We start from the raw sequence: 20,223 nt of genomic DNA, 5'->3' as shown, positions 1-20,223 counted from the left end.
AAAGCCCCGGCAGGGCGGGGCTTTTTACCGGGTGTTTCCAGTGAGTTGAATAGGCCGCCCAATGCCTTCAAGGCATCGTTCTTTTGCATCTTGGCGCCCTGTGTTTGTTGCTCGGCATCGACCTTGGCCTGGGACTTAGCCAGTTTGTTACAGCCTTTGTTGAGCGGCTCTTTTGCCGTTTTGAAGGCCTGTGTGCTCAGCAGGTCAAAAGGCGCGGTTTATCGCGGCGCAGGCAATAAAAAGCCCCGCCGGGCGAACCCGGCGGGGCTTTGGGTGCAACGCGTGCTTACAGGCCGGCGGCAGTGCGCAAGTCGTTGGCGCGGTCGGTTTTTTCCCAGGTGAAGGTGGTGAAGGTGTCGTCGCCGACAGTCTTCTGCGCAGGGGTACGACCGAAGTGGCCGTAGGCTGCGGTTTCCTGGTACATCGGGTGCAGCAGGTCGAGCATGGTGGTGATGGCGTACGGGCGCAGGTCGAAGATCTCACGCACCAGCTTGACGATCTTGTCATCGCTGATCTTGCCGGTGCCGAAGGTATTCAGCGAGATCGACGTAGGTTGGGCCACGCCGATAGCGTAGGAAACCTGAATCTCGCAACGCTCGGCCAGACCGGCCGCGACGATGTTCTTGGCCACGTAACGACCGGCGTAGGCCGCCGAGCGGTCAACCTTGGATGGGTCTTTACCCGAGAACGCGCCACCGCCGTGACGGGCCATGCCGCCGTAGCTGTCGACGATGATCTTGCGGCCGGTCAGGCCGCAGTCACCCACTGGGCCGCCGATGATGAACTGGCCGGTCGGGTTGATGTGGAACTGAGTGTCTTTGGTCAGCAGTTCGGCAGGCAGCACGTGCTTGACGATCAGCTCCATCACGCCTTCACGCAGGTCGGCGTAGGACACGTCCGGGTTGTGCTGGGTCGACAGTACAACGGCGTCGATACCCACCACTTTGCCGCCTTCGTAACGGCAGGTGACCTGGGACTTGGCGTCTGGACGCAGCCACGGCAGCACGCCGGATTTACGTGCTTCGGCCTGGCGCTGTACCAACTGGTGCGAGAAGGTGATCGGTGCCGGCATCAGCACGTCGGTTTCGTTGCTGGCGTAGCCGAACATCAGGCCTTGGTCGCCGGCGCCTTGATCTTCAGGCTTGGCGCGGTCCACACCCTGGTTGATGTCGGGGGACTGCTTGCCGATGATGTTCATCACGCCGCAGGTTGCGCCGTCGAAGCCGACGTCGGAGCTGTTGTAGCCAATGTCGGTGATCACATCACGAACGATTTGCTCCAGGTCGACCCAGGCGGTGGTGGTGACTTCACCGGCGATGATCGCCACGCCCGTTTTCACCAGAGTCTCGCACGCCACGCGGGCGAACTTGTCTTCAGCAATGATGGCGTCCAGCACCGCGTCAGAAATCTGGTCGGCGATTTTGTCCGGATGCCCTTCAGACACGGACTCGGAGGTGAAAAGGGAGTATTCGCTCATCTCGATGTTTTCCTGATATTTACCGATGGTGAGTGTCGCCAGTCGGTCGCTGAAAGTGGCGGACCTGGATCTGGAAACCATTACGTAAACCTACATAGAGGCTTTCCCCGGGAACGAGTCCCGCAGCGGTGGCCCAACGGGCCAGATCGTCCTGTTCAAAACCCAACCAGAGATCACCGCAGGCCTCCTTGGCCCAATTCTGGTTGTGGCTGCATAAATCTGTGACCAGCAGGCTGCCGCCCGGTTGCAGCAAATTCGCCATCTGCTTGAGGGCTTCGGCGGGGGCTGCAAAATGGTGCAAGACCATGTTCAGCACCACGCAATCGGCGCGCAGGCTGGTGTCATTCAACGCGTCGGCCAACTGCAGGCTGACGTTGCCCAACGCCTCGCGCTCGCACAGCTGGCGTGCCAGCTCAAGCATTGCCGGGCTGTTGTCCAGCGCCGTCACCTGCTTGAAGCGGCGGGCCAGTTCCGGCAGAAAGCCACCGTCGCCGGGGCCGACTTCCAGCGCCGTCGCCTCATCACTGAAGCTCAGCTTGTCCAACAGCGCCAGTACACTTTCGCGGTATTGGGGCAAACCGGCGATCAGGTCCTGTTGGGCGCGAAACTTCTCGGCAACCCGTGAGAAAAAGTCCTGGCTGGCGGCGGCGCGTTGCCCGTGGACCTGGCTGATGCGCGACTGCACGTCGCTGGGCAGGCCCAAACTGTCTACCTCGTCGAGCAGGGCGGCGTGCAGCTTGCCGCCGAGCAGCTCGGTGTGGGGCAGGGCGCGGCGATAGAAAATCGCATTGCCTTCGCGGCGCGTGGCGACCAGCTCGGCTTGGGCCAGCACCTTGAGGTGGTGGCTCATGCCGGATTGGCCGATAGCGAAGATCTGCGCCAGTTCCAGCACCCCAAAAGAGTCGTTGGCCAGTGCGCGCAACACGTTCAGGCGCAACGGATCACCAGCGGCCTTGCATAAGGCAGCCAGCTCATCGCTGTCGTCGGGACGCAAGGAAGGCACGGGTAGGTTCATAAGGCCAGCAGTCTAGTGACGGGTGGAAATCCCCGCAAGGCCAATATCAAAAAGTTTTGATATTGGTCGATAATTGGTAGTTATAAGCAGCCGCTATAACCTTTAGACGAACCAGTAGGCTGTTTCTGCAAGCCAATGCCGGGTAAACCGCAGGAAAAACACCTTCAAGTGACTATCTGTCATTGCCCGCAGGCGGTGGCTGAGGGAAAATGCCGGTCCTTTTTTCCGTTTCTTCTAATCAAACCCCAGGAGATCAGCGATGCCCAGCCGTCGTGAGCGTGCCAACGCCATTCGTGCCCTCAGCATGGATGCCGTGCAAAAAGCCAACAGCGGCCATCCCGGTGCCCCGATGGGCATGGCGGATATCGCCGAGGTACTTTGGCGTGACTACCTGAAACACAACCCGAGCAACCCGGCGTTCGCTGACCGTGACCGCTTCGTGCTGTCCAACGGCCACGGCTCGATGCTGATCTACTCGCTGCTGCACCTGACCGGCTACGACGTCACCATCGATGACCTCAAGAGCTTCCGCCAACTGCACAGCCGCACCCCGGGCCACCCGGAATTCGGCTACACCCCGGGCGTAGAAACCACCACTGGCCCGCTGGGCCAAGGCCTGGCCAACGCCGTGGGTTTTGCCCTGGCGGAAAAAGTACTGGGCGCGCAGTTCAACCGCCCTGGCCATGCCATCGTCGACCACCACACCTATGTGTTCCTGGGTGATGGCTGCATGATGGAAGGCATTTCCCACGAAGTCGCGTCCCTGGCCGGCACCCTAGGCCTGGGCAAGCTGATCGCCTTCTACGATGACAACGGCATCTCCATCGACGGCGAAGTCGAAGGCTGGTTCACCGACGACACGCCAAAGCGTTTCGAAGCCTACAACTGGCAGGTGATCCGCAACGTTGACGGCCACGATCCGGAAGAGATCAAGACCGCCATCGACACCGCTCGCAAGAGCGAGCAGCCGACCCTGATCTGCTGCAAGACCATCATCGGTTTCGGCTCGCCGAACAAGCAAGGTAAAGAAGACTGCCACGGCGCCCCACTGGGTGACGCGGAAATCGCCTTGGCTCGCGAAGCGCTGAAGTGGAACCACGGCCCGTTCGAAATCCCGGCTGACATCTACGCCGAGTGGAGCGCCAAGGAAAAAGGCCTGGCCGCCGAAGCCGAGTGGGACCAGCGTTTTGCTGCCTACTCCGCTGAATTCCCGGAATTGGCCAACGAGCTGGTGCGCCGCCTGGCCGGTGACCTGCCTGCCGACTTCTCGGAAAAAGCCTCGGCCTACATCGCCGAAGTCGCGGCCAAGGGCGAGACCATCGCCAGCCGTAAAGCCAGCCAGAACACCCTGAACGCCTTTGGCCCATTGCTGCCTGAGATCCTCGGTGGTTCGGCCGACCTGGCCGGTTCCAACCTGACCCTGTGGAAAGGTTGCAAAGGTGTCTCGGCTGAAGACGCCAGCGGCAACTACATGTACTACGGCGTGCGCGAGTTCGGCATGAGCGCCATCATGAACGGCGTGTCCCTGCACGGCGGCCTGGTGCCTTACGGCGCGACCTTCCTGATGTTCATGGAATACGCACGTAACGCGGTACGTATGGCCGCGCTGATGAAGAAGCGTGTGATCCATGTGTACACCCATGACTCCATTGGCCTGGGCGAAGACGGCCCGACGCACCAGCCGGTCGAGCAACTGACCAGCCTGCGTACCACGCCGAACCTCGATTGCTGGCGTCCAGCCGACGCGGTGGAATCCGCGGTGGCCTGGAAGCACGCTATCGAGCGTAAGGACGGCCCTTCGGCGCTGATCTTCTCGCGTCAAAACCTGCAACACCAAGTGCGTACCGACGCGCAGATCGCCAACATCAGCCGTGGCGGTTATGTGCTCAAAGACTGCATCGGCGAGCCGGAACTGATCCTGATCTCCACCGGTTCCGAAGTCGGCCTGACGGTTCAAGCCTACGACAAGCTGACCGCCCAGGGCCGCAACGTTCGCGTTGTGTCCATGCCGTGCACCAGCCTGTTCGAAGCCCAGGATGCGGACTACAAGCAGTCGGTTCTGCCGTTGCAGGTCAGCGCGCGTATCGCCATCGAAGCGGCTCACGCTGACTACTGGTACAAGTACGTGGGCCTGGAAGGCCGCGTGATCGGCATGACCACCTACGGTGAGTCGGCGCCGGCGCCAGCGTTGTTCGAAGAATTCGGCTTCACCCTGGAAAACATCCTGGGTCAGGCTGAAGAGCTGCTGGAAGACTAAAAGCTCGTCCCCTTGTAGGAGCAAGCTTGTTGTGGCGAGGGAGCTTGCTCCCGCTGGAGCGCGAAGCGCTCCCAAACCGTTCACCGAGATGTAACTGATGTATCTCGGTTGTTCGGTTTGGGACCGCTTCGCAGCCCAGCGGGAGCAAGCTCCCTCGCCACACAAGCGCGCTCGCGCAATGGTTTGTGTCGCCCACACTGCGAGAACCCCATGCCTCAACCGCGTCCCTACAAAGTTGCACTCAACGGCTACGGCCGCATTGGTCGTTGCGTCTTGCGTGCTCTGTTCGAGCGAGGGGCGGCGGCCGGGTTTGAAATTGTGGCGATCAACGATTTGGCCGACATGGCCAGCATCGAATACCTGACACGCTTTGACTCCACCCACGGTCGCTTCCCCGGCGAAGTGCGGGTCGAGGGCGATTGTCTGCATATTAATGGCAACTGCGTGCAGGTCTTGCGCAGTGCCACCCCAGAAGGCATCGACTGGAAAGCACTCGGCGTTGACCTGGTGCTGGAGTGTTCCGGTGTCTACCACACCCGAGCCGATGGCCAGCGTTTTCTCGACGCCGGCGCGCCGCGTGTGCTGTTTTCCCAGCCGATGGCCAGCGAGGCGGATGTGGACGCCACCATCGTCTACGGCATCAACCAGGATTGCCTGACCGGCGATGAGCTGCTGGTGTCCAACGCCTCCTGCACCACCAACTGCAGCGTGCCGCTGTTGCGCCTGCTGGATCAGGCGATCGGCATCGATTATGTGTCGATCACCACGATTCACTCGGCGATGAACGACCAGCCGGTGATCGACGCCTATCATCATGAAGACCTGCGCCGCACGCGCTCGGCGTTCCAGTCAGTGATTCCGGTGTCTACCGGCCTGGCCCGTGGCATCGAGCGACTGTTGCCGGAACTTGCCGGGCGAATCCAGGCCAAAGCCGTACGGGTGCCGACGGTGAACGTGTCCTGTTTGGATATCACCATGCAAACCGTCAGCGACACTGACGCGACGGAGGTCAACCGGATCTTGCGCGACGCCGCCACCAGCGGCCCGCTCAAAGGCCTGCTGGCCTACACCGAGTTGCCGCACGCCAGTTGTGATTTCAACCATGACCCGCATTCGGCGATTGTCGATGCCAGCCAGACCCGTGTTTCCGGCCCCAGGCTGGTGAACATCCTGGCGTGGTTCGACAACGAATGGGGTTTTGCCAACCGCATGCTGGATGTTGCAGGGCACTATCTGCACATCGCTACTAAACAACCTCAACAGTAATTCAGGAACTGCGACCCATGACCGTGTTGAAGATGACCGACCTCGATCTGCAAGGTAAGCGCGTACTGATTCGCGAAGACCTCAACGTCCCAGTCAAGGACGGTGTTGTCACCAGCGATGCGCGAATCCTGGCCTCGCTGCCGACCATCAAGCTGGCCCTGGAAAAAGGCGCGGCCGTGATGGTCTGCTCCCACCTGGGTCGCCCGACCGAAGGTGAGTTCAGCGCCGAAAACAGCCTCAAGCCTGTAGCTGACTACCTGAGCAAGGCCCTGGGCCGTGACGTGCCGCTGGTAGCCGATTACCTGGGCGGCGTCGACGTTAAGCCTGGCGACATCGTGCTGTTTGAAAACGTGCGCTTCAACAAAGGCGAGAAAAAGAACAGCGACGAACTGGCCCAGCAATACGCGGCCCTGTGCGACGTGTTCGTGATGGACGCTTTCGGCACCGCGCACCGCGCCGAAGGCTCGACCCACGGCGTGGCTAAGTTCGCTAAAGTGGCAGCGGCTGGCCCATTGCTGGCTGCTGAGCTGGATGCATTGGGCAAGGCGCTGGGTGCTCCGGCACAACCGATGGCTGCCATCGTGGCCGGCTCCAAAGTGTCGACCAAGCTGGACGTGCTCAACAGCCTCAGCACCATCTGCAATCAACTGATCGTCGGCGGCGGCATCGCCAATACCTTCCTGGCCGCAGCCGGGCACCCGGTGGGCAAATCGCTGTACGAGCCAGACTTGCTCGACACTGCCCGCGCCATCGCCGCCAAAGTCAGTGTGCCGCTGCCGGTGGACGTGGTGGTTGCCAAGGAATTCGCTGAAAGCGCCGAAGCCACGGTCAAGCTGATTGCTGACGTGGCGGCTGACGACATGATTCTGGATATCGGCCCGCAAACCGCAGCCAACTTTGCCGAGCTGCTGAAAGCCTCCCAGACCATTCTGTGGAACGGCCCGGTCGGTGTGTTTGAGTTCGACCAGTTCGGCAACGGCACCAAAGTGCTGGCCAAGGCGATTGCCGAAAGTTCGGCATTCTCCATCGCCGGCGGTGGCGACACCCTGGCAGCCATCGATAAATATGGCGTTGCTGACCAGATCTCCTACATTTCTACCGGTGGCGGCGCATTCCTCGAATTCGTTGAAGGCAAAGTGTTGCCGGCCGTTGAAGTGCTGGAAACCCGAGCCAAAGGTTAAGGCTCGTGATCCGGAAAAGGAGCATTCCCATGATCAAGTCGTTGGCACTGGTGATCGCAGCGGGCCTGTTGGCCGGCTGCGGCAGCACGCCAAGCGCTGCGCCCGAGGCGCAAGTGCCTGGGGCTGCGCCGAAAAAAAGCTGCTACCAGGCCGACTGGCAAGCCGAAACCATGCCGGTGATCAACAAGCGCATCGGCAATGAACGGCTGGAACAATACGACGCCGCGCCCAACGGTCAGGAACAGGGTTGCCCATGACGGGTCTGATCAACTAACCGACAGCAGTGGCGGCCCTTGGGTCCGTCGTTCGAGGAGTGGCAATGAAAGGCGTTTTCGCCCTCGCAGCCCTGGCTTTGTTGGCCGGCTGCAGCAGCATGAACATGTTCAACAAGGCGCCAGAGCCGGCAGACAAATGGACTACCTGGACCTGCGACAGCAAGGCCGAGGTCAACTGGCGCTTTACCAACCCGGCGCGTTCCGAGGTGGATGTACGCCTCGGCGGTTCCGACCAGGTTTATCGCCTTAAACAAGAGGTTGCCGCCTCGGGCGTGCTGTACAGCGACGGCCAATTGGCGTTTCACACAAAAGGTGAGGAGGGCCTGGTTTACTGGGTCGCCACCGATGATTTGATTGGGCGCGGCTGTAAGGCCCAGTAAAAAGATCGAATGGGAGAGCAGATTGTGTGGCGAGGGAGCTTGCTCCCGCTGGACCGGGCTGGCGCTCCAGTGCGAAGCGCTCCTGAAAACTTGGGGCCGCTGCGCAGCCCAGCGGGAGCAAGCTCCCTCGCCACATCAAGCCAGCTCCCACATTGATCCGGTTCCAAAGTCACTTATGTGCGAACCGGGCACTGCAATAACGATTCAGCAGCTCAAGCTTAACCCCTTGATCTGCAATAACTTGAATAGCAGCCGCCGCTACGGCAGGCTTGCACGATTAACGACCCTCGACCGGGAGAGACAACACAATGGCACTTATCAGCATGCGTCAAATGCTGGACCACGCAGCCGAGTTCGGCTACGGCGTCCCAGCCTTTAACGTCAACAACCTTGAGCAGATGCGCGCCATCATGGAAGCCGCTGACAAGACCGACTCCCCCGTGATCGTCCAGGCTTCGGCCGGTGCGCGCAAATACGCTGGCGCCCCGTTCCTGCGTCACCTGATCCTCGCCGCGATCGAAGAATTCCCGCACATCCCGGTGTGCATGCACCAGGACCACGGCACCAGCCCTGACGTGTGCCAGCGCTCCATTCAACTGGGCTTCAGCTCGGTGATGATGGACGGCTCCCTGGGCGAAGACGGCAAGACCCCAACCGACTACGAGTACAACGTACGCGTGACCCAACAAACCGTGGCCATGGCTCACGCCTGTGGTGTTTCGGTTGAAGGTGAACTGGGTTGCCTGGGTTCCCTGGAAACCGGTATGGCCGGTGAAGAAGACGGCATCGGCGCCGAAGGCGTGCTGGATCACAGCCAGATGCTGACCGACCCGGAAGAAGCCGCTGACTTCGTCAAGAAGACCCAAGTGGACGCCCTGGCCATCGCCATCGGCACCAGCCACGGCGCCTACAAGTTCACCAAGCCACCTACCGGCGACGTGCTGGCCATCGACCGCATCAAGGAAATCCACAAGCGCATCCCTAACACCCACCTGGTGATGCACGGTTCTTCCTCGGTACCGCAAGAGTGGCTGGCGATCATCAACCAGTACGGCGGCGACATTAAAGAAACCTACGGCGTGCCGGTTGAAGAAATCGTTGAAGGCATCAAGTACGGCGTGCGCAAGGTCAACATCGACACCGACCTGCGTTTGGCATCCACCGGTGCGATGCGTCGCCTGATGGCCACCAACCCGAGTGAATTTGACCCACGTAAATTCTTCGGCGCCACCGTAACGGCCATGCGTGATGTATGTATCGCACGCTACGAAGCTTTCGGCACTGCCGGTAATGCTTCGAAAATCAAGCCGATCTCGTTGGAAGCGATGTACCAGCGTTACCTGAAAGGTGAGTTGAACGCCAAGGTGAACTGAGCCTTAAGCGTTTAAAAAGAAGCCCGCAGCGATGCGGGCTTTTTTGTGGCCGCGTGTTGCAGACGGAAGGTGGTTGAAATGTCCGCTATAGTGGACATAATCATGATTAATACTTAAAAAGTCCTATATGGGTGACATTTTGCTTATCACCAATCCTCCCTCATTTGGCGAACGGCTGAGACAGCTGCGGCGGGCGAAGCAATACAGTCAGCAACAGCTCGCGGAAAAAGCCAGGTGCAGTCGCAAGACGATCATCGATCTTGAGGCAGGGGAAAACGTGGCTATGTATACCGTATTCAGGGTCATTACCGCATTGGGAATGGCACTGGAGGTGGTTGATCGGCGCATCGACCTCAAATCCCTTGCCGAGTTGGTAGAGCGCGATGAGTAAGATCAAGCTGCTCAACATAACCACGCCCCAAGGCATGGCAGGCGAGCTGTCCAAAGGCTCACAGTTTTCGTTCGCCTATGCCTCGGCGCAGGCTTCGTCTGAAGTGTCATTGGTCATGCCCTATGACCCGACGCCTGCGGTCAGCAACGTCCTGCATCCGATTTTTGATATGAATGTGCCGGAGGGTTTCCTGGCTGATCAGATTAAACGTCGCATGGCCAAGCATATGCAGGTGGACGAAATGCGTTTGCTGTCGATCATTGGTGGCAATCAGATTGGTCGATTGAGTTACGAGAACCCCGTTGAAGCTTCTACACCGGTGAAAGCGCAAGTGGGGTTGCAGGAAATCCTTTCTGCGGATGCCTCACAAGGCGTATTCGACTTCCTGGTCGAGACCTACTTTGAGTCAGGTATTTCCGGGGTGCAGCCGAAGGTGCTGGTACCTGACCTGGATAAGCTGACAGGCAGTCGCAAAACCATGCTCAGTTCTGATTTGATCGTGAAGTCCGGCGCTGATGAATATGCACACTTGGCCCAAAACGAATTCCTTTGTTTGGAAGCTGCTCGCCTTGCAGGCATGCAAACTCCGCGTTTCTGGCTGTCGGAACGGGGTGATCTGTTTGTCATGGAGCGCTTTGATCTGACGGAGTCTGGCAGGTTGGGGTTCGAGGATATGGCAGTGCTGTTGGGACTGAACAAAGATCCTCACGACAACTACAAGTATTCCCAAAGTTACGAAACGCTTGCTGCGGTGATAAATGAGGTTTGTCGGCAGGGTGATGTGCTGCGTGAACTCGAACGTTTTTATTCATCTGTGTGCTTGTCGGTCATGGTGCGCAATGGCGATGCTCATCTGAAAAATTTCGGTGTGCTCTATACCCATCCCGGTGCGCCGGAAACCGTGCAGTTAGCCCCTGTGTTCGATGTCACAACGACTACCGTGTATGAAAGTTACAACCCCAAGTCTGGTCAGTCACTGGTCGACCGTACCTTGGCGATCAAGATGAACAAGGCAAAGACCTACCCGGATCGCCAGCAACTGATCGAGTTCGGTCGCAAGCACTGTGGTGTTGCAAACCCAGGCGCGATTATTGAGCGAATTAGCGATGCCATGTCTGAGGCGCTAAACGAACATAAAGTACACATCGACGTCGAGCTGTTTTCAACGATGCAGAAGGAATGGGACGCCGGCCGCGCAATGGCGCTTCATGATTCGGTGGTATCCGGGATGAGACGAAAGCCAGTGGAAAAACGGGCGCCATAAGTACCTGTAAAGAAGCCCGCAGCGATGCGGGCTTTTTTGTGGCCGGGATTTGATCAGGCGGCGGCGTCGAAGCCTCGGTGCTCAATGACGCGGAACACATCACTCACGTCCTGCACCAGAATACGTGCGGTATTGGCCACGTTATTCAGGTCGCGCTCGGCGAAGTCCGGCAGGCTGGAGCAGGCCATCAGGTTGAGGTGTTCGAGGGCGGCGTTGAGGCGTTCGCGCAGGCAGGCGTGGAGGTCGGGCAGTGGGGCGGCGCTGTCGATCAAGAGCACGGGTGAATCGGTGGCGGATTCGGTGCAGGGGTAGAAGCGGCGGGGCGGTAATGGGTCGGTCATGGCAAATCCTTAACTCAAAAGAAGAATGACCACCGTTTGCTGCGAAACAAATTGGGTGGCAGCTGTACGCGGGTTCGCAGACCGAGGAGTTAAGACCCGGCAGACCCGAAGGTCTCCCACGCACAGCCGCCATAACAAGGACGGCCGTCGGCGGAGCGCCGGGGCCGTTTGTGACGGGTGCGGTATTAACTCTGTAGGGCTGCGAAACCCTATCGCTGTTCTCAGCGACGGGGCGAACTATAAGCGGCGATCTGTCTGCCCGCAACGGTCGTGTAGGACCAACCTCGATCTCCAAATCGATGGAGATCCAATGTGGGAGCCGGGCTTGCCCGCGATGGCGGTGTGTCAGGCACTGCTGATATTGGCTGATACACCGCCATCGCGGGCAAGCCCGGCTCCCACAGGGTTCGGTGGTGAGTTTAAGTGGTTGGATTAATCTGAGAATAGTCTCTTTGTCTGTCGGAGTTTGCCTACGAATAGTGGCGACGCAAAAGTTCTTTGCAATCGGAAGTGTCCTCAAACCCGTCAGTAGAATTCCCGCTGTCTTTATAGGTTTTCTGTTTTATTCGTACGCCATTCAAAGTGCGCTTTTATCAGCCTCTGATCATTTAAGGTTGATCTTTAAATGCATTCAATGATGGAGAATTGATCATGAGCTTGGTTAAAACCGCTGGCGCTATTATGGCGTTGCTCACAGCAGGATCCTTTGCCTACGCCGAGGGCCGACTATTCACCGCATCTGTTAACGAAAAGGGGCAAGTCACTGCACAGTCGCCCAAGTGGCTGAAAGAGGTCAAGTTGACCGCGCAGCCTGATTACTTTTCAACCTATAAGGTCAGGTTCATACCGGGCGTATTTAAAGAGCCTCCCCGTTTCTGCACGGTCTCGGTCGCCGATGTCAGTTCCAATGAACCTATCTTCTATGGCCATGCCAAGTTGGGCAGTGTCCCGGCCATCAACTACGTTAATGTATTGACGCTTAAAGTCGGCGATAACAAACCCGCTGGCGATTCATCAATGGGCTTTATGCTGATGTGCGTTGAATAAACCCTCTAAGCAGCCCCGCTATTAACGGGGCTTCTTTTACGCGCTACTCGTGATCAATGTCCAACTTGGCAAACGTCACCCGCGCACCTTCCTTACTGTCGCCGCTGTTGTCCTGCACATACACGCCCGCTTTGAAGTACAGCGGCTTGGCACCCCACGCGGCGCCTATGCGCTCGTTCCATTGGCCGTCTGCGGCAGATACGCTGAGCAAGCCGGCCTTATTGAGATTGATCACATAGGTGAAGCTCTTCTGCAATGGCACGTTACTGGCGACGGTAACCACACGGCCTTCGCCATCATCCGGGCGCATGCGCACCTTGGCGACGATGTTGCCGGTCTGGGTTTTTTGCTTGAATTGGTACTCCAGCTTGATCAGCGGTTTCTGGCTGTCATACGCGTGGATCTGGCCGATAACCACTTTGCCGCTGGAGGGCACCTGGTTGACCGCAACGGTGGCGCGCAGGAAGTTGTTGGCCTCGTTGTACGTCCAGTTGCGCAGGCGCCCATCGGCGTAGGTTTCACGCAGTTCACTGCGCGGGTAGATGGCGTTTTCGGTGCGGGTGCCGGTCACGGGTGTCCAGAATTGCACGTTGCTGCCTTCGGCCTGGAAGTACTGGTCTTTGAAGCCGCTCAGCAGCTTGGGGGTGTCGATGGTCGTGGGCGGGGAGCCGACCGGAATGCTGAGGTTCCAGGTGGAAAGGTCGATCATGGTGTTGGCCTTTTACAGAGGGTGAAGGCTTTAGCGCGAGGGCTGTACTGCTTCTTTATAGGTGGTGGTTGTCCGGTTGTTAAACAGTTTGTGGCAAATAATTGGCGTCAGCTAAATGCCAAAAAGCCATGTTTCCCACAGGCCGTGGGCTGTAGGGCTTGACCGTTAGTCGGCTTCCTGAGCTTTGGCGCAATGATGGCATCCACGTCACTTCTGCTTTTTTTAAAGCGGGGCTAGAGTGAGCCCTCAGTGTTTGTCCGGTTTTTATAGCAGAAGTGACCGGTGCAGCCCCTCAAGGAAGAGACGTAGCATGGATTGCGCTCCACACCCCAGCGATGGCAGTTCGGTTCTTTTGGTAGTCGATGACTACCCCGAGAACCTCATCAGCATGCGTGCGCTTTTGCAGCGTGAAGACTGGCACGTGATTACGGCCGCATCCGGGCTGGAAGCCTTGGAGTTGCTGCTTGCCCACGAGGTCGACCTGGTCTTGCTGGATGTACGCATGCCCGGCATGGACGGCTTTGAAGTCGCACGCCTGATGCGCGGCAGCCAGCGCACACGCATGACGCCGATTATCTTCCTCACCGCCCACGCTCAATCGTCCGATGCCGTGCAGGAAGGCTATGCCAGCGGTGCGATCGACTACCTGTTCAAACCCTTCGACCCGCAGGTGCTCAAGCCCAAGGTCCAAGCCTTGCTGGAGCATCAGCGCAATCGCCGCGCCTTGCAGCGCCTGAGCCATGACTTGGAGCTGGCGCGTGCCTTTAACGCCTCGGTGCTCGACAACGCCGCCGAAGGCCTGTTGGTGGTGGGCGAGGGCAGTGTAATCGAGTACGCCAACCCGGCTATTTCACGCTTGTTGAACGCCACGATGGCCGAGTTGCAGGGCGAGAGTTTCTTGAGCTTCCTGCAGAAGCCCCATGTGCCTGCGTGGTTGAGTTTCCCGATGTACGAGGCCTACCGCCGGGGTGAAACGTGGCGCCAGCACGACGCGATTTTGCGCACTGGCCGTGGCCAGCAAGTGCCGGTGGCGTTGTCCTGCGCGCCGCTGCCCGCCGAGCAGAGGGCCATGGTGGTGACTGTGCTGGACATGTCCGAGGTGCGCCACCTGCATCAGCAACTGGAGTTCCAGGCGGTGACCGATCCGCTGACCGGGCTGTTGAACCGGCGCGGCTTTCACCAGGCGGTGGAGAACACCTTGTTGCGCAGCGAGCGTAACGAGCAGTCGCTGGTATTGCTGTACCTGGACCTGGACGGTTTCAAGCGGGTCAACGACTCGTTGGGCCACGACGCCGGTGACCGCGTGCTGCGCTGGGTCTCGGAGCAGATGCAGGCCTGCCTGCGCTCCTACGATATTCTCGGGCGTATGGGCGGGGATGAGTTCACCGCGCTGCTGGAGCTGGAGTTCCCGGAGCAGGCCGCCAAGATTTCGGAAAAACTGATCGAAAGGGTGTCTGTGTGCCAGCAAGTGGACGGTTTGGAGGTGATGCTCGGTGTCAGTATCGGCATCGCCACATTCCCGGACTGCGGCGCCGACCTGAGCGGCCTGTTGCGTGCGGCGGACATCGCCATGTACGAAGCCAAGCGTGCGGGGCGTCAGCAATATCGCTATTACGATCAGGAAATGAACGGCCGTGCCCGTTCGCGGTTGATGCTGGAAGACAGCGTGCGCACCGCGATTCAAAACAAGGATTTTACCCTGGTCTACCAGCCCCAAGTCTCGCTGGAAGACGGGCGCTTGCGTGGCGTCGAGGCGCTGTTGCGCTGGCAGCACCCCAGCGTTGGCGATGTGCCGCCGGGCTTGTTCTTGCCGCTGCTGGAAGAGGCGCGACTGATCAGCCAATTGAGCGCCTGGATCTACCAGCAAGTCGCCGCGCAGCGCCAAGCCTGGCAAGCCACCTTCGATGAAGAGCTAGTGCTGAGCGTGAGCTTGAGTGCCAGCCAGTTCAACATGCCCAATCTCGCCAGCCAACTGCAGCAGGTACTCGAGCGGCATGGGTTACAGGGGCGCCAGTTGGAGGTGGAAATCAGCGAAGACAGCCTGATGAGTAACCTTGAAGAGGCCCATAAGCAGCTCAAGTTATTGCGCCAGATCGGCGTGCGCATTGCCTTGGACGATTTCGGCCTGGGCCAATGCTCCCTGGCCCATCTGCGGGACCTGGAGTTCGATACGCTCAAGCTCGACCCGCAACTGGTGGCGCGCCTGCCAGGCTCGGTACGGGACGCGGCAATGGCGCGCAGTATCATTGAGTTATGCGCACATTTTGAGGTGTTGGTGATCGCCGAGGGCGTGGAAACCCTCGAGCAGTCAACGTGGCTCAAGGCCAATGGCTGCGCATTTATCCAGGGGCCGTTGGCGGCCCAACCGCTGGTGGCGGAGGAAGTGGCTGCCTGGTCCCACCCTCGTCTGCTGTGAATTCGCTACACTGGCGGCCTTCAAACCCTGTTGCAGAACCCCATGACCGCGTTGAAATACCTCCAGGCCTACCCCGCAGCGCTCCAGGAGCAAGTGCGCCAATTGATCGCCAAGGACCAGTTGGGCGCCTACCTGGAGCAACGTTACCCCGAACGCCACGGCGTGCAGAGCGACAAGGCGTTATACAGTTATGCCTTGGCGCTCAAGCAGGAACACCTGCGTAACGCGCCGGCCATCGACAAAGTGCTGTTCGACAACCGCCTGGACCTCACCCACCGCGCCCTGGGCCTGCACACCACGATTTCACGGGTGCAGGGCGGCAACCTCAAAGCCAAGAAAGAGATCCGCATTGCCGCCTTGTTCAAGGAGGCCGCGCCGGAGTTTCTGCGCATGATCGTGGTACACGAGTTGGCGCACTTCAAGGAATCGGACCACAACAAGGCGTTCTATAAACTCTGTGAGTACATGATGCCGGGCTACCATCAGGTGGAATTCGACCTACGGGTGTACCTCACGTATCGCGACTTGCAGGGCAAGCCCTAACTTCACAAGGCGTTCGACCATGGATGTGAGCAAGACCAAAAGCAGTTTTTATCGCCGCCTGTATGTGGCCTACCTGATCGACAGCGGCCAGGCCAGCAACGTGCCGGCCCTTACCGATGCCACCGGCATGCCACGGCGCACGGCGCAGGACACGATTGCGGCGTTGGCTGATCTGGATATTGTGTGTGAGTTTGAGCAAGAGGACGGCGCGCGCAATCATGCCGGGCGTTATCGGATTCGTAGCTGGGGCGCGATTGATCGGCGCTGGATCGAGGCGAACCTGGTGTCGGTCAAGCAGGTGTTGGGTTATCCCTGAACAGGGTGCCCAGCAGGTCTGGCCCCATCGCAGGCAAGCCAGCTCCCACACTTGAAGTGTTCGCAAATCAAAATGTGGGAGGCTGGCTTGCCTGCGATGGCGTCCTTACTGGCGCCGCATACCAATATGGGGAATGTCATCCTCCAGGTATTCCTCACCCGCCACTTCAAACCCATACTTGCCGTAATACCCTTGCAAATGCGCCTGGGCTGACAGATAGATCGGTGTCTGCGGCCAGATGTCTTCAATGCGCTTGAGGGCTGCTTCCATCATCTGGTGCCCCAACCCGGTACCGCGTGCTACGGGCGCGACGATCACCCGGCCAATCACCACATCACCGCCCTGGGATTGCGGGTCCAGCAGGCGCAGGTAGGCCACCAGCACGTCATCTTTCCAGGCCATCAAGTGGTGGGTATCGCCCGAAAGATCTTGCCCGTCGAGGTCTTGATAAACGCATTTTTGCTCGACGACGAACACCTCATTGCGCAGACGCATAATGGTGTACAGCTGCTCTTTGCCGAGGTCTTCGTGATGTTTGCAGACCCATTCAACCGTCATGGCGTTTTCCCTTATTAATGTCTGTGGCCGATAGTAAGCGCCGCCGCCCGTCCTGTCTAAATTGAGCATTTTTGTGAATGGCGTCAATTTGCCATCATTCAGTCCGATTGCCACAGGCTTCTTTGTGTAATCTGCAATACAGGCTCATTGATGAGCTACTGTTATCAGGCCAATGCCTGCCCGCCAAGGACTTTGAGCATGCCGCGATTTTCTCGTGCCGTTGCTTTGATAGGAGTGTTGTTGCTGGCTCAGCCGGCGGTGGCGCAGCGCCTGCGCCTGGTGGCGGATGCCTGGCCACCCTTTACCGATTCCACGTTGATCAACGGCGGCCTGGCCACCGATATCGTCAGTACGGCGCTGGCCCGGGCAGGCTATGCCAGTGATTTCGAACAGGTGCCCTGGGCGCGAGCGCTGATGGGCGTGGGCGATGGCCGTTATGACGTGTTGATCAACGCCTGGTACGACGAAGCCCGCACTAAGCTGGGCCAGTTTTCCGGCGAATACCTGCTTAACCGCGTGCGGTTTATCAAGCGGCGCGACGACCCGATCGATTATCAGAACCTGAAACAACTGCACGACGACCCCATCGCCGTGGTGCGCGGTTATGCCTATTCGGCGGCGTTCGACGAGGATGCGCAGTTGCAGAAAGTGCCGGTACACAACTTCGCCATGGCGGTGCGTATGCTCGCGGCCAAACGCGTCAAGCTGACGCTGGAAGATGAGTTTGTGGCCCGCTATTACCTGGCGCGGGAGTCGCCACGGGTGCGCAACGCGGTGGAGTTTTTACCCAAGCCGTTGAGCGAGAACAGCCTGCATATTCTGGTAAGCCTGAAGAACCCCGAGCATCAACAGATCGTGGCCAGCTTTGATCGGGAGATTGCTCGGATGAAGGCAGATGGCAGTTATGCGCGGTTGATGAAGGAGCATGGGATGTAGTGTTTCTGCTGGCCCCATCGCAGGCAAGCCAGCTCCCACATTTTGAATGGCGAACACCTTCAAAGGTGGGAGCTGGCTTGCCTGCGAGGGCGGTCTACGCCGCGCTGGTATCTTTGATCAAATGCGCCGCCAACGTGCGCAACGGCCCCAACTGCCGGCAGATCAACGCCAGTTGCGTCTGCACCAACCGCTGCCCTTCATCGATCTCATCGGGCATCTGCTCCAGGTCCGCCGCCAACGCTTCCTCGGCATCACTCTGAATCGCGATGGGCTGCTTGTTGGCCAGCCCCGTGGCGATTTCGTCGATACTTGCCGCCAGGCTGTTACCGGCACCGTCGATCAAATGCTCACGCACATCGGCGGGCAGTTGGGTTTCACGGTGCGCGCCGAGCCCCGACAGGTAACTGAGCAACGTGTGCGACAGCACCAGGAAGCGGAAGCCCACATCGGCCTCTTTACGGAAATGCCCTGGCTCCATCAGCATATTCGCCAACGTGGTCGACAGCGCCGCATCGGCATTGTGCGCATTGCGCCGCGCCAGCCGGTAGGCAAGGTCGTCGCGCTTGCCGGCGGCGTATTGCTGCATGATCTGGCGCAGGTAAATGCTGTTGCAGGTCAGGGTGTTGGCCAGCACTTTGTTCAGGCGCCGGCCTTGCCAGTCCGGCAGGAACAGGAACACCGCCAGGCCTGCAATCAAACTGCCCAGCAAGGTATCGAACAGCCTTGGCAGGAACAGCCCGTAGCCATCGCCCACCTGGTTGAAGCAGAACAGCACCATCAAGGTGATCGCCGCCGTGGCCAGGGTGTAGCGGGTGGTGCGGTTGATAAAGAACACCAGGCCTGCGGCGATGGCGAACATCGACTGCACCAGCGGGCTTGGGAACAGGTCGAACAGCGCCCAGGCCACGGTCAGGCCGATGGCGGTGCCGATGATCCGCTGGCCCAGCTTGCGCCGGGTGGCGCCGTAGTTTGGCTGGCACACGAACAGGGTGGTGAGGATGATCCAGTAGCCTTGGGACGGGTGGATCAAATGCACCATCCAATAACCGATACTCAGTGCCAGCGGCAGGCGCAGGGCGTGGCGGAACAGCAATGAGGTCGGCGTCAGTTGCGTGCGCAGGCGTGTCCACATTTCCTTGAGGTTGCGCGGTGCACGGTCCAGCAGGCTGCTGTCGGTGGCGTCGGCGAGGGAGTCGGGGTTGCTGGCATCGCCGAGCAGGCGGTCGAGGGTGGACAGGTTCGCGGCCAACGCACGCAACGAGCGCAACAGGCCGCGCCAGGCCGGGTTGCTCTGGATGCGCAAGTGCTCCAGCGAGGCGTTCAGGTCGCCCAGCGCCTCGGCGAAGCTGTCGTCGTAAATGAACGGCTGACGCAGTTGGATCGATTCGGCCAGCGCCTGGCAGGCCTTGCCTTGCTGGCGCAACAGGCGCTGGCAGCGGAACAGCACGTCGCTGTGGAAGAAGGCTTCAGCCAGGGCGTTGTAAGGGTAGTGGGACGAGCTGGCGCGTTCGTGGATATCCTGGGCCAGAAAGTACAGCTTCAGGTAACGGCTGACTTTCGAACCTGGGCGGCCATTGCCTACGCGGTGCAGGATGATTTCTTTGGCGGCATTCAGCGCCGCCACCACCCGGCCATTTTGCTGGGCCAGTTCCAGGCGGCGCGCTTCCACATCCAGTTGGCGGATCGGCTCGAACAGTGACGATTTGAGCTTGAGGTAACGCCCCAGCTCGCGAAACAATCGCGCCAGACTTTGCTGCACCGGCTGGTTGGAAAACAGCACCTGCCACAGCACCGACAGCACGCCATACCACGCGGCGCCGGCCACCAGCAGCAATGGCTCATGCCAAAAATCGGTGACGGCGCCACCGCGCTGGTCCACGCCGATCATGGTGTACACCGACAGAATCAGCGTTGCCGAAGCAATCGCGCCGTAACGTTCGCCCAACGCGCCGAGCATGGTCAGGCAGAAGCTGGCCAGGGCCAGGGCGATGGCGAAGATCCACGGATAAGGAAACAGCAGCTCAACCGACAGTGCGGCGACACTGAAACACACCAGCGTGACCGCCAGCGCATTCAGGCGGCCTTGCCAACTGTCATCGGTCTCGGCCAGGGCGCTGGCGATAATCCCCAGGAACAGCGGGATCAGCAACGTCATTTCGTTTTGATACCAGCACAGCGCCATGCTGCCGGTGAGGGCGATGAACACCCGAACGCTGTAACTGAATTTATCCAGCGCCCACAGGCGCCGCATGGACTGCTTGAACGAGGTCGATGACATGAAGTCTGGAGTCTTCCGGGACGATGCCGCTAAATTGAGCCAGTAATGACGCCACGGCAAGCGTGGCGATCACATGTAACAGCAAAATTTATTCCAGCCAACATCCTAAGAACACCACGAAACTACTGTGGGAGCTGGCTTGTCGAATCGTCGCACCGCTGCGATAGCGGCGGTGAATCCACCACCGCTATCGCAGCGGT

The 20,223-nt window shown here is 59.3% G+C and carries 19 protein-coding genes; 13 read left to right on the top strand and 6 right to left on the bottom strand.

Annotated elements, in window-relative coordinates:
- Positions 1-286: 286 nt before the first annotated feature.
- Positions 287-1,477: a methionine adenosyltransferase gene (gene metK / locus P5706_RS30650; RefSeq protein WP_060548155.1), complete on the bottom strand. Its 1,191-nt coding sequence runs from the start codon at positions 1,475-1,477 to the stop codon at positions 287-289.
- Between the two features lie 19 nt (positions 1,478-1,496).
- Positions 1,497-2,492: an ArsR/SmtB family transcription factor gene (locus tag P5706_RS30645; RefSeq protein WP_065929477.1), complete on the bottom strand. Its 996-nt coding sequence runs from the start codon at positions 2,490-2,492 to the stop codon at positions 1,497-1,499.
- A gap of 259 nt (positions 2,493-2,751) precedes the next feature.
- Here P5706_RS30645 and tkt point away from each other — a divergent pair, with 259 nt between their 5' ends.
- From tkt to P5706_RS30605, 8 genes are all read left to right on the top strand, one after another.
- Entirely contained in the window at positions 2,752-4,749 is a 1,998-nt protein-coding gene (tkt, locus tag P5706_RS30640; protein WP_200430402.1) for a transketolase, read from the top strand.
- A 210-nt stretch (positions 4,750-4,959) separates the two neighbouring features.
- A complete protein-coding gene (gene epd, locus P5706_RS30635) occupies positions 4,960-6,015 on the top strand; it encodes an erythrose-4-phosphate dehydrogenase (RefSeq protein WP_138813509.1) in 1,056 nt (351 codons plus the stop codon).
- Positions 6,016-6,032: 17 nt separating this feature from the next.
- On the top strand, positions 6,033-7,196 hold the full coding sequence (locus tag P5706_RS30630; protein ID WP_058420730.1) for a phosphoglycerate kinase: 1,164 nt from the start codon (positions 6,033-6,035) through the stop codon (positions 7,194-7,196).
- 29 nt (positions 7,197-7,225) lie between these two features.
- Positions 7,226-7,453 carry a hypothetical protein gene (locus P5706_RS30625; protein WP_200430401.1) on the top strand — a complete coding sequence of 76 codons (228 nt, stop codon included), beginning with the start codon at positions 7,226-7,228 and terminating at the stop codon, positions 7,451-7,453.
- A gap of 62 nt (positions 7,454-7,515) precedes the next feature.
- Positions 7,516-7,851 (top strand): MliC family protein, encoded by a 336-nt coding sequence (locus tag P5706_RS30620; protein WP_200430400.1) that lies wholly within the window; start codon positions 7,516-7,518, stop codon positions 7,849-7,851.
- 308 nt (positions 7,852-8,159) lie between these two features.
- A complete protein-coding gene (gene fba / locus P5706_RS30615; RefSeq protein WP_003177554.1) occupies positions 8,160-9,224 on the top strand; it encodes a class II fructose-bisphosphate aldolase in 1,065 nt (354 codons plus the stop codon).
- A 127-nt stretch (positions 9,225-9,351) separates the two neighbouring features.
- Positions 9,352-9,615: a helix-turn-helix transcriptional regulator gene (locus tag P5706_RS30610; protein ID WP_236708801.1), complete on the top strand. Its 264-nt coding sequence runs from the start codon at positions 9,352-9,354 to the stop codon at positions 9,613-9,615.
- A complete protein-coding gene (locus tag P5706_RS30605) occupies positions 9,608-10,879 on the top strand; it encodes a type II toxin-antitoxin system HipA family toxin (protein WP_285684076.1) in 1,272 nt (423 codons plus the stop codon). The genes P5706_RS30610 and P5706_RS30605 overlap by 8 nt, the downstream gene beginning before the upstream one ends.
- 53 nt (positions 10,880-10,932) lie before the next feature.
- Here the strand turns inward: P5706_RS30605 and P5706_RS30600 are convergent, their stop codons facing one another.
- The gene (locus tag P5706_RS30600) at positions 10,933-11,220 is read right to left on the bottom strand and encodes a fructose-bisphosphate aldolase (protein WP_200430398.1); all 288 of its coding nucleotides are present in this window, start codon (positions 11,218-11,220) and stop codon (positions 10,933-10,935) included.
- 651 nt (positions 11,221-11,871) lie between these two features.
- Between P5706_RS30600 and P5706_RS30595 the strand changes: the two genes are divergently transcribed.
- Positions 11,872-12,267 (top strand): hypothetical protein, encoded by a 396-nt coding sequence (locus P5706_RS30595; RefSeq protein WP_285684073.1) that lies wholly within the window; start codon positions 11,872-11,874, stop codon positions 12,265-12,267.
- Between the two features lie 43 nt (positions 12,268-12,310).
- Here P5706_RS30595 and P5706_RS30590 read toward each other — a convergent pair whose 3' ends face one another.
- Complete coding sequence (locus tag P5706_RS30590) at positions 12,311-12,976, bottom strand: polysaccharide lyase family 7 protein (protein WP_285684071.1); 666 nt, start codon at positions 12,974-12,976, stop codon at positions 12,311-12,313.
- A 310-nt stretch (positions 12,977-13,286) separates the two neighbouring features.
- Between P5706_RS30590 and P5706_RS30585 the strand changes: the two genes are divergently transcribed.
- The 3 genes from P5706_RS30585 to P5706_RS30575 are packed head-to-tail and all read left to right on the top strand — an operon-like array spanning position 13,287 to position 16,251.
- A complete protein-coding gene (locus P5706_RS30585; RefSeq protein ID WP_285684069.1) occupies positions 13,287-15,392 on the top strand; it encodes a putative bifunctional diguanylate cyclase/phosphodiesterase in 2,106 nt (701 codons plus the stop codon).
- Between the two features lie 42 nt (positions 15,393-15,434).
- Entirely contained in the window at positions 15,435-15,935 is a 501-nt protein-coding gene (locus P5706_RS30580; RefSeq protein WP_017139389.1) for a M48 metallopeptidase family protein, read from the top strand.
- Positions 15,936-15,954: 19 nt separating this feature from the next.
- A complete protein-coding gene (locus tag P5706_RS30575; RefSeq protein ID WP_285684067.1) occupies positions 15,955-16,251 on the top strand; it encodes a winged helix-turn-helix domain-containing protein in 297 nt (98 codons plus the stop codon).
- A gap of 105 nt (positions 16,252-16,356) precedes the next feature.
- Here the strand turns inward: P5706_RS30575 and P5706_RS30570 are convergent, their stop codons facing one another.
- The gene (locus P5706_RS30570) at positions 16,357-16,809 is read right to left on the bottom strand and encodes a GNAT family N-acetyltransferase (RefSeq protein ID WP_200430394.1); all 453 of its coding nucleotides are present in this window, start codon (positions 16,807-16,809) and stop codon (positions 16,357-16,359) included.
- A gap of 198 nt (positions 16,810-17,007) precedes the next feature.
- Between P5706_RS30570 and P5706_RS30565 the strand changes: the two genes are divergently transcribed.
- Entirely contained in the window at positions 17,008-17,745 is a 738-nt protein-coding gene (locus P5706_RS30565; RefSeq protein WP_200430393.1) for a substrate-binding periplasmic protein, read from the top strand.
- Between the two features lie 94 nt (positions 17,746-17,839).
- On the opposite strand, the gene yccS is transcribed toward P5706_RS30565, so the two are convergent.
- Positions 17,840-20,023 carry a YccS family putative transporter gene (gene yccS, locus P5706_RS30560; protein ID WP_138813523.1) on the bottom strand — a complete coding sequence of 728 codons (2,184 nt, stop codon included), beginning with the start codon at positions 20,021-20,023 and terminating at the stop codon, positions 17,840-17,842.
- Positions 20,024-20,223 lie beyond the last annotated feature (200 nt).

The sequence above is a fragment of the Pseudomonas sp. ChxA genome, assembly GCF_030263855.1.
GTDB lineage: Bacteria > Pseudomonadota > Gammaproteobacteria > Pseudomonadales > Pseudomonadaceae > Aquipseudomonas > Aquipseudomonas fluorescens_CB.
The sequence above is the reverse complement of the archived record's forward strand: the minus strand, read 5'-3'. Positions and strand labels throughout refer to the sequence as shown.

Coding starts and splice junctions, on each gene's coding strand:
- metK (WP_060548155.1), bottom strand. CDS start 1,477: ATGAGCGAATACTCCCTTTTCACCTCCGAGTCCGTGTCTGAAGGGCAT.
- P5706_RS30645 (WP_065929477.1), bottom strand. CDS start 2,492: ATGAACCTACCCGTGCCTTCCTTGCGTCCCGACGACAGCGATGAGCTG.
- tkt (WP_200430402.1), top strand. CDS start 2,752: ATGCCCAGCCGTCGTGAGCGTGCCAACGCCATTCGTGCCCTCAGCATG.
- epd (WP_138813509.1), top strand. CDS start 4,960: ATGCCTCAACCGCGTCCCTACAAAGTTGCACTCAACGGCTACGGCCGC.
- P5706_RS30630 (WP_058420730.1), top strand. CDS start 6,033: ATGACCGTGTTGAAGATGACCGACCTCGATCTGCAAGGTAAGCGCGTA.
- P5706_RS30625 (WP_200430401.1), top strand. CDS start 7,226: ATGATCAAGTCGTTGGCACTGGTGATCGCAGCGGGCCTGTTGGCCGGC.
- P5706_RS30620 (WP_200430400.1), top strand. CDS start 7,516: ATGAAAGGCGTTTTCGCCCTCGCAGCCCTGGCTTTGTTGGCCGGCTGC.
- fba (WP_003177554.1), top strand. CDS start 8,160: ATGGCACTTATCAGCATGCGTCAAATGCTGGACCACGCAGCCGAGTTC.
- P5706_RS30610 (WP_236708801.1), top strand. CDS start 9,352: ATGGGTGACATTTTGCTTATCACCAATCCTCCCTCATTTGGCGAACGG.
- P5706_RS30605 (WP_285684076.1), top strand. CDS start 9,608: ATGAGTAAGATCAAGCTGCTCAACATAACCACGCCCCAAGGCATGGCA.
- P5706_RS30600 (WP_200430398.1), bottom strand. CDS start 11,220: ATGACCGACCCATTACCGCCCCGCCGCTTCTACCCCTGCACCGAATCC.
- P5706_RS30595 (WP_285684073.1), top strand. CDS start 11,872: ATGAGCTTGGTTAAAACCGCTGGCGCTATTATGGCGTTGCTCACAGCA.
- P5706_RS30590 (WP_285684071.1), bottom strand. CDS start 12,976: ATGATCGACCTTTCCACCTGGAACCTCAGCATTCCGGTCGGCTCCCCG.
- P5706_RS30585 (WP_285684069.1), top strand. CDS start 13,287: ATGGATTGCGCTCCACACCCCAGCGATGGCAGTTCGGTTCTTTTGGTA.
- P5706_RS30580 (WP_017139389.1), top strand. CDS start 15,435: ATGACCGCGTTGAAATACCTCCAGGCCTACCCCGCAGCGCTCCAGGAG.
- P5706_RS30575 (WP_285684067.1), top strand. CDS start 15,955: ATGGATGTGAGCAAGACCAAAAGCAGTTTTTATCGCCGCCTGTATGTG.
- P5706_RS30570 (WP_200430394.1), bottom strand. CDS start 16,809: ATGACGGTTGAATGGGTCTGCAAACATCACGAAGACCTCGGCAAAGAG.
- P5706_RS30565 (WP_200430393.1), top strand. CDS start 17,008: ATGCCGCGATTTTCTCGTGCCGTTGCTTTGATAGGAGTGTTGTTGCTG.
- yccS (WP_138813523.1), bottom strand. CDS start 20,023: ATGTCATCGACCTCGTTCAAGCAGTCCATGCGGCGCCTGTGGGCGCTG.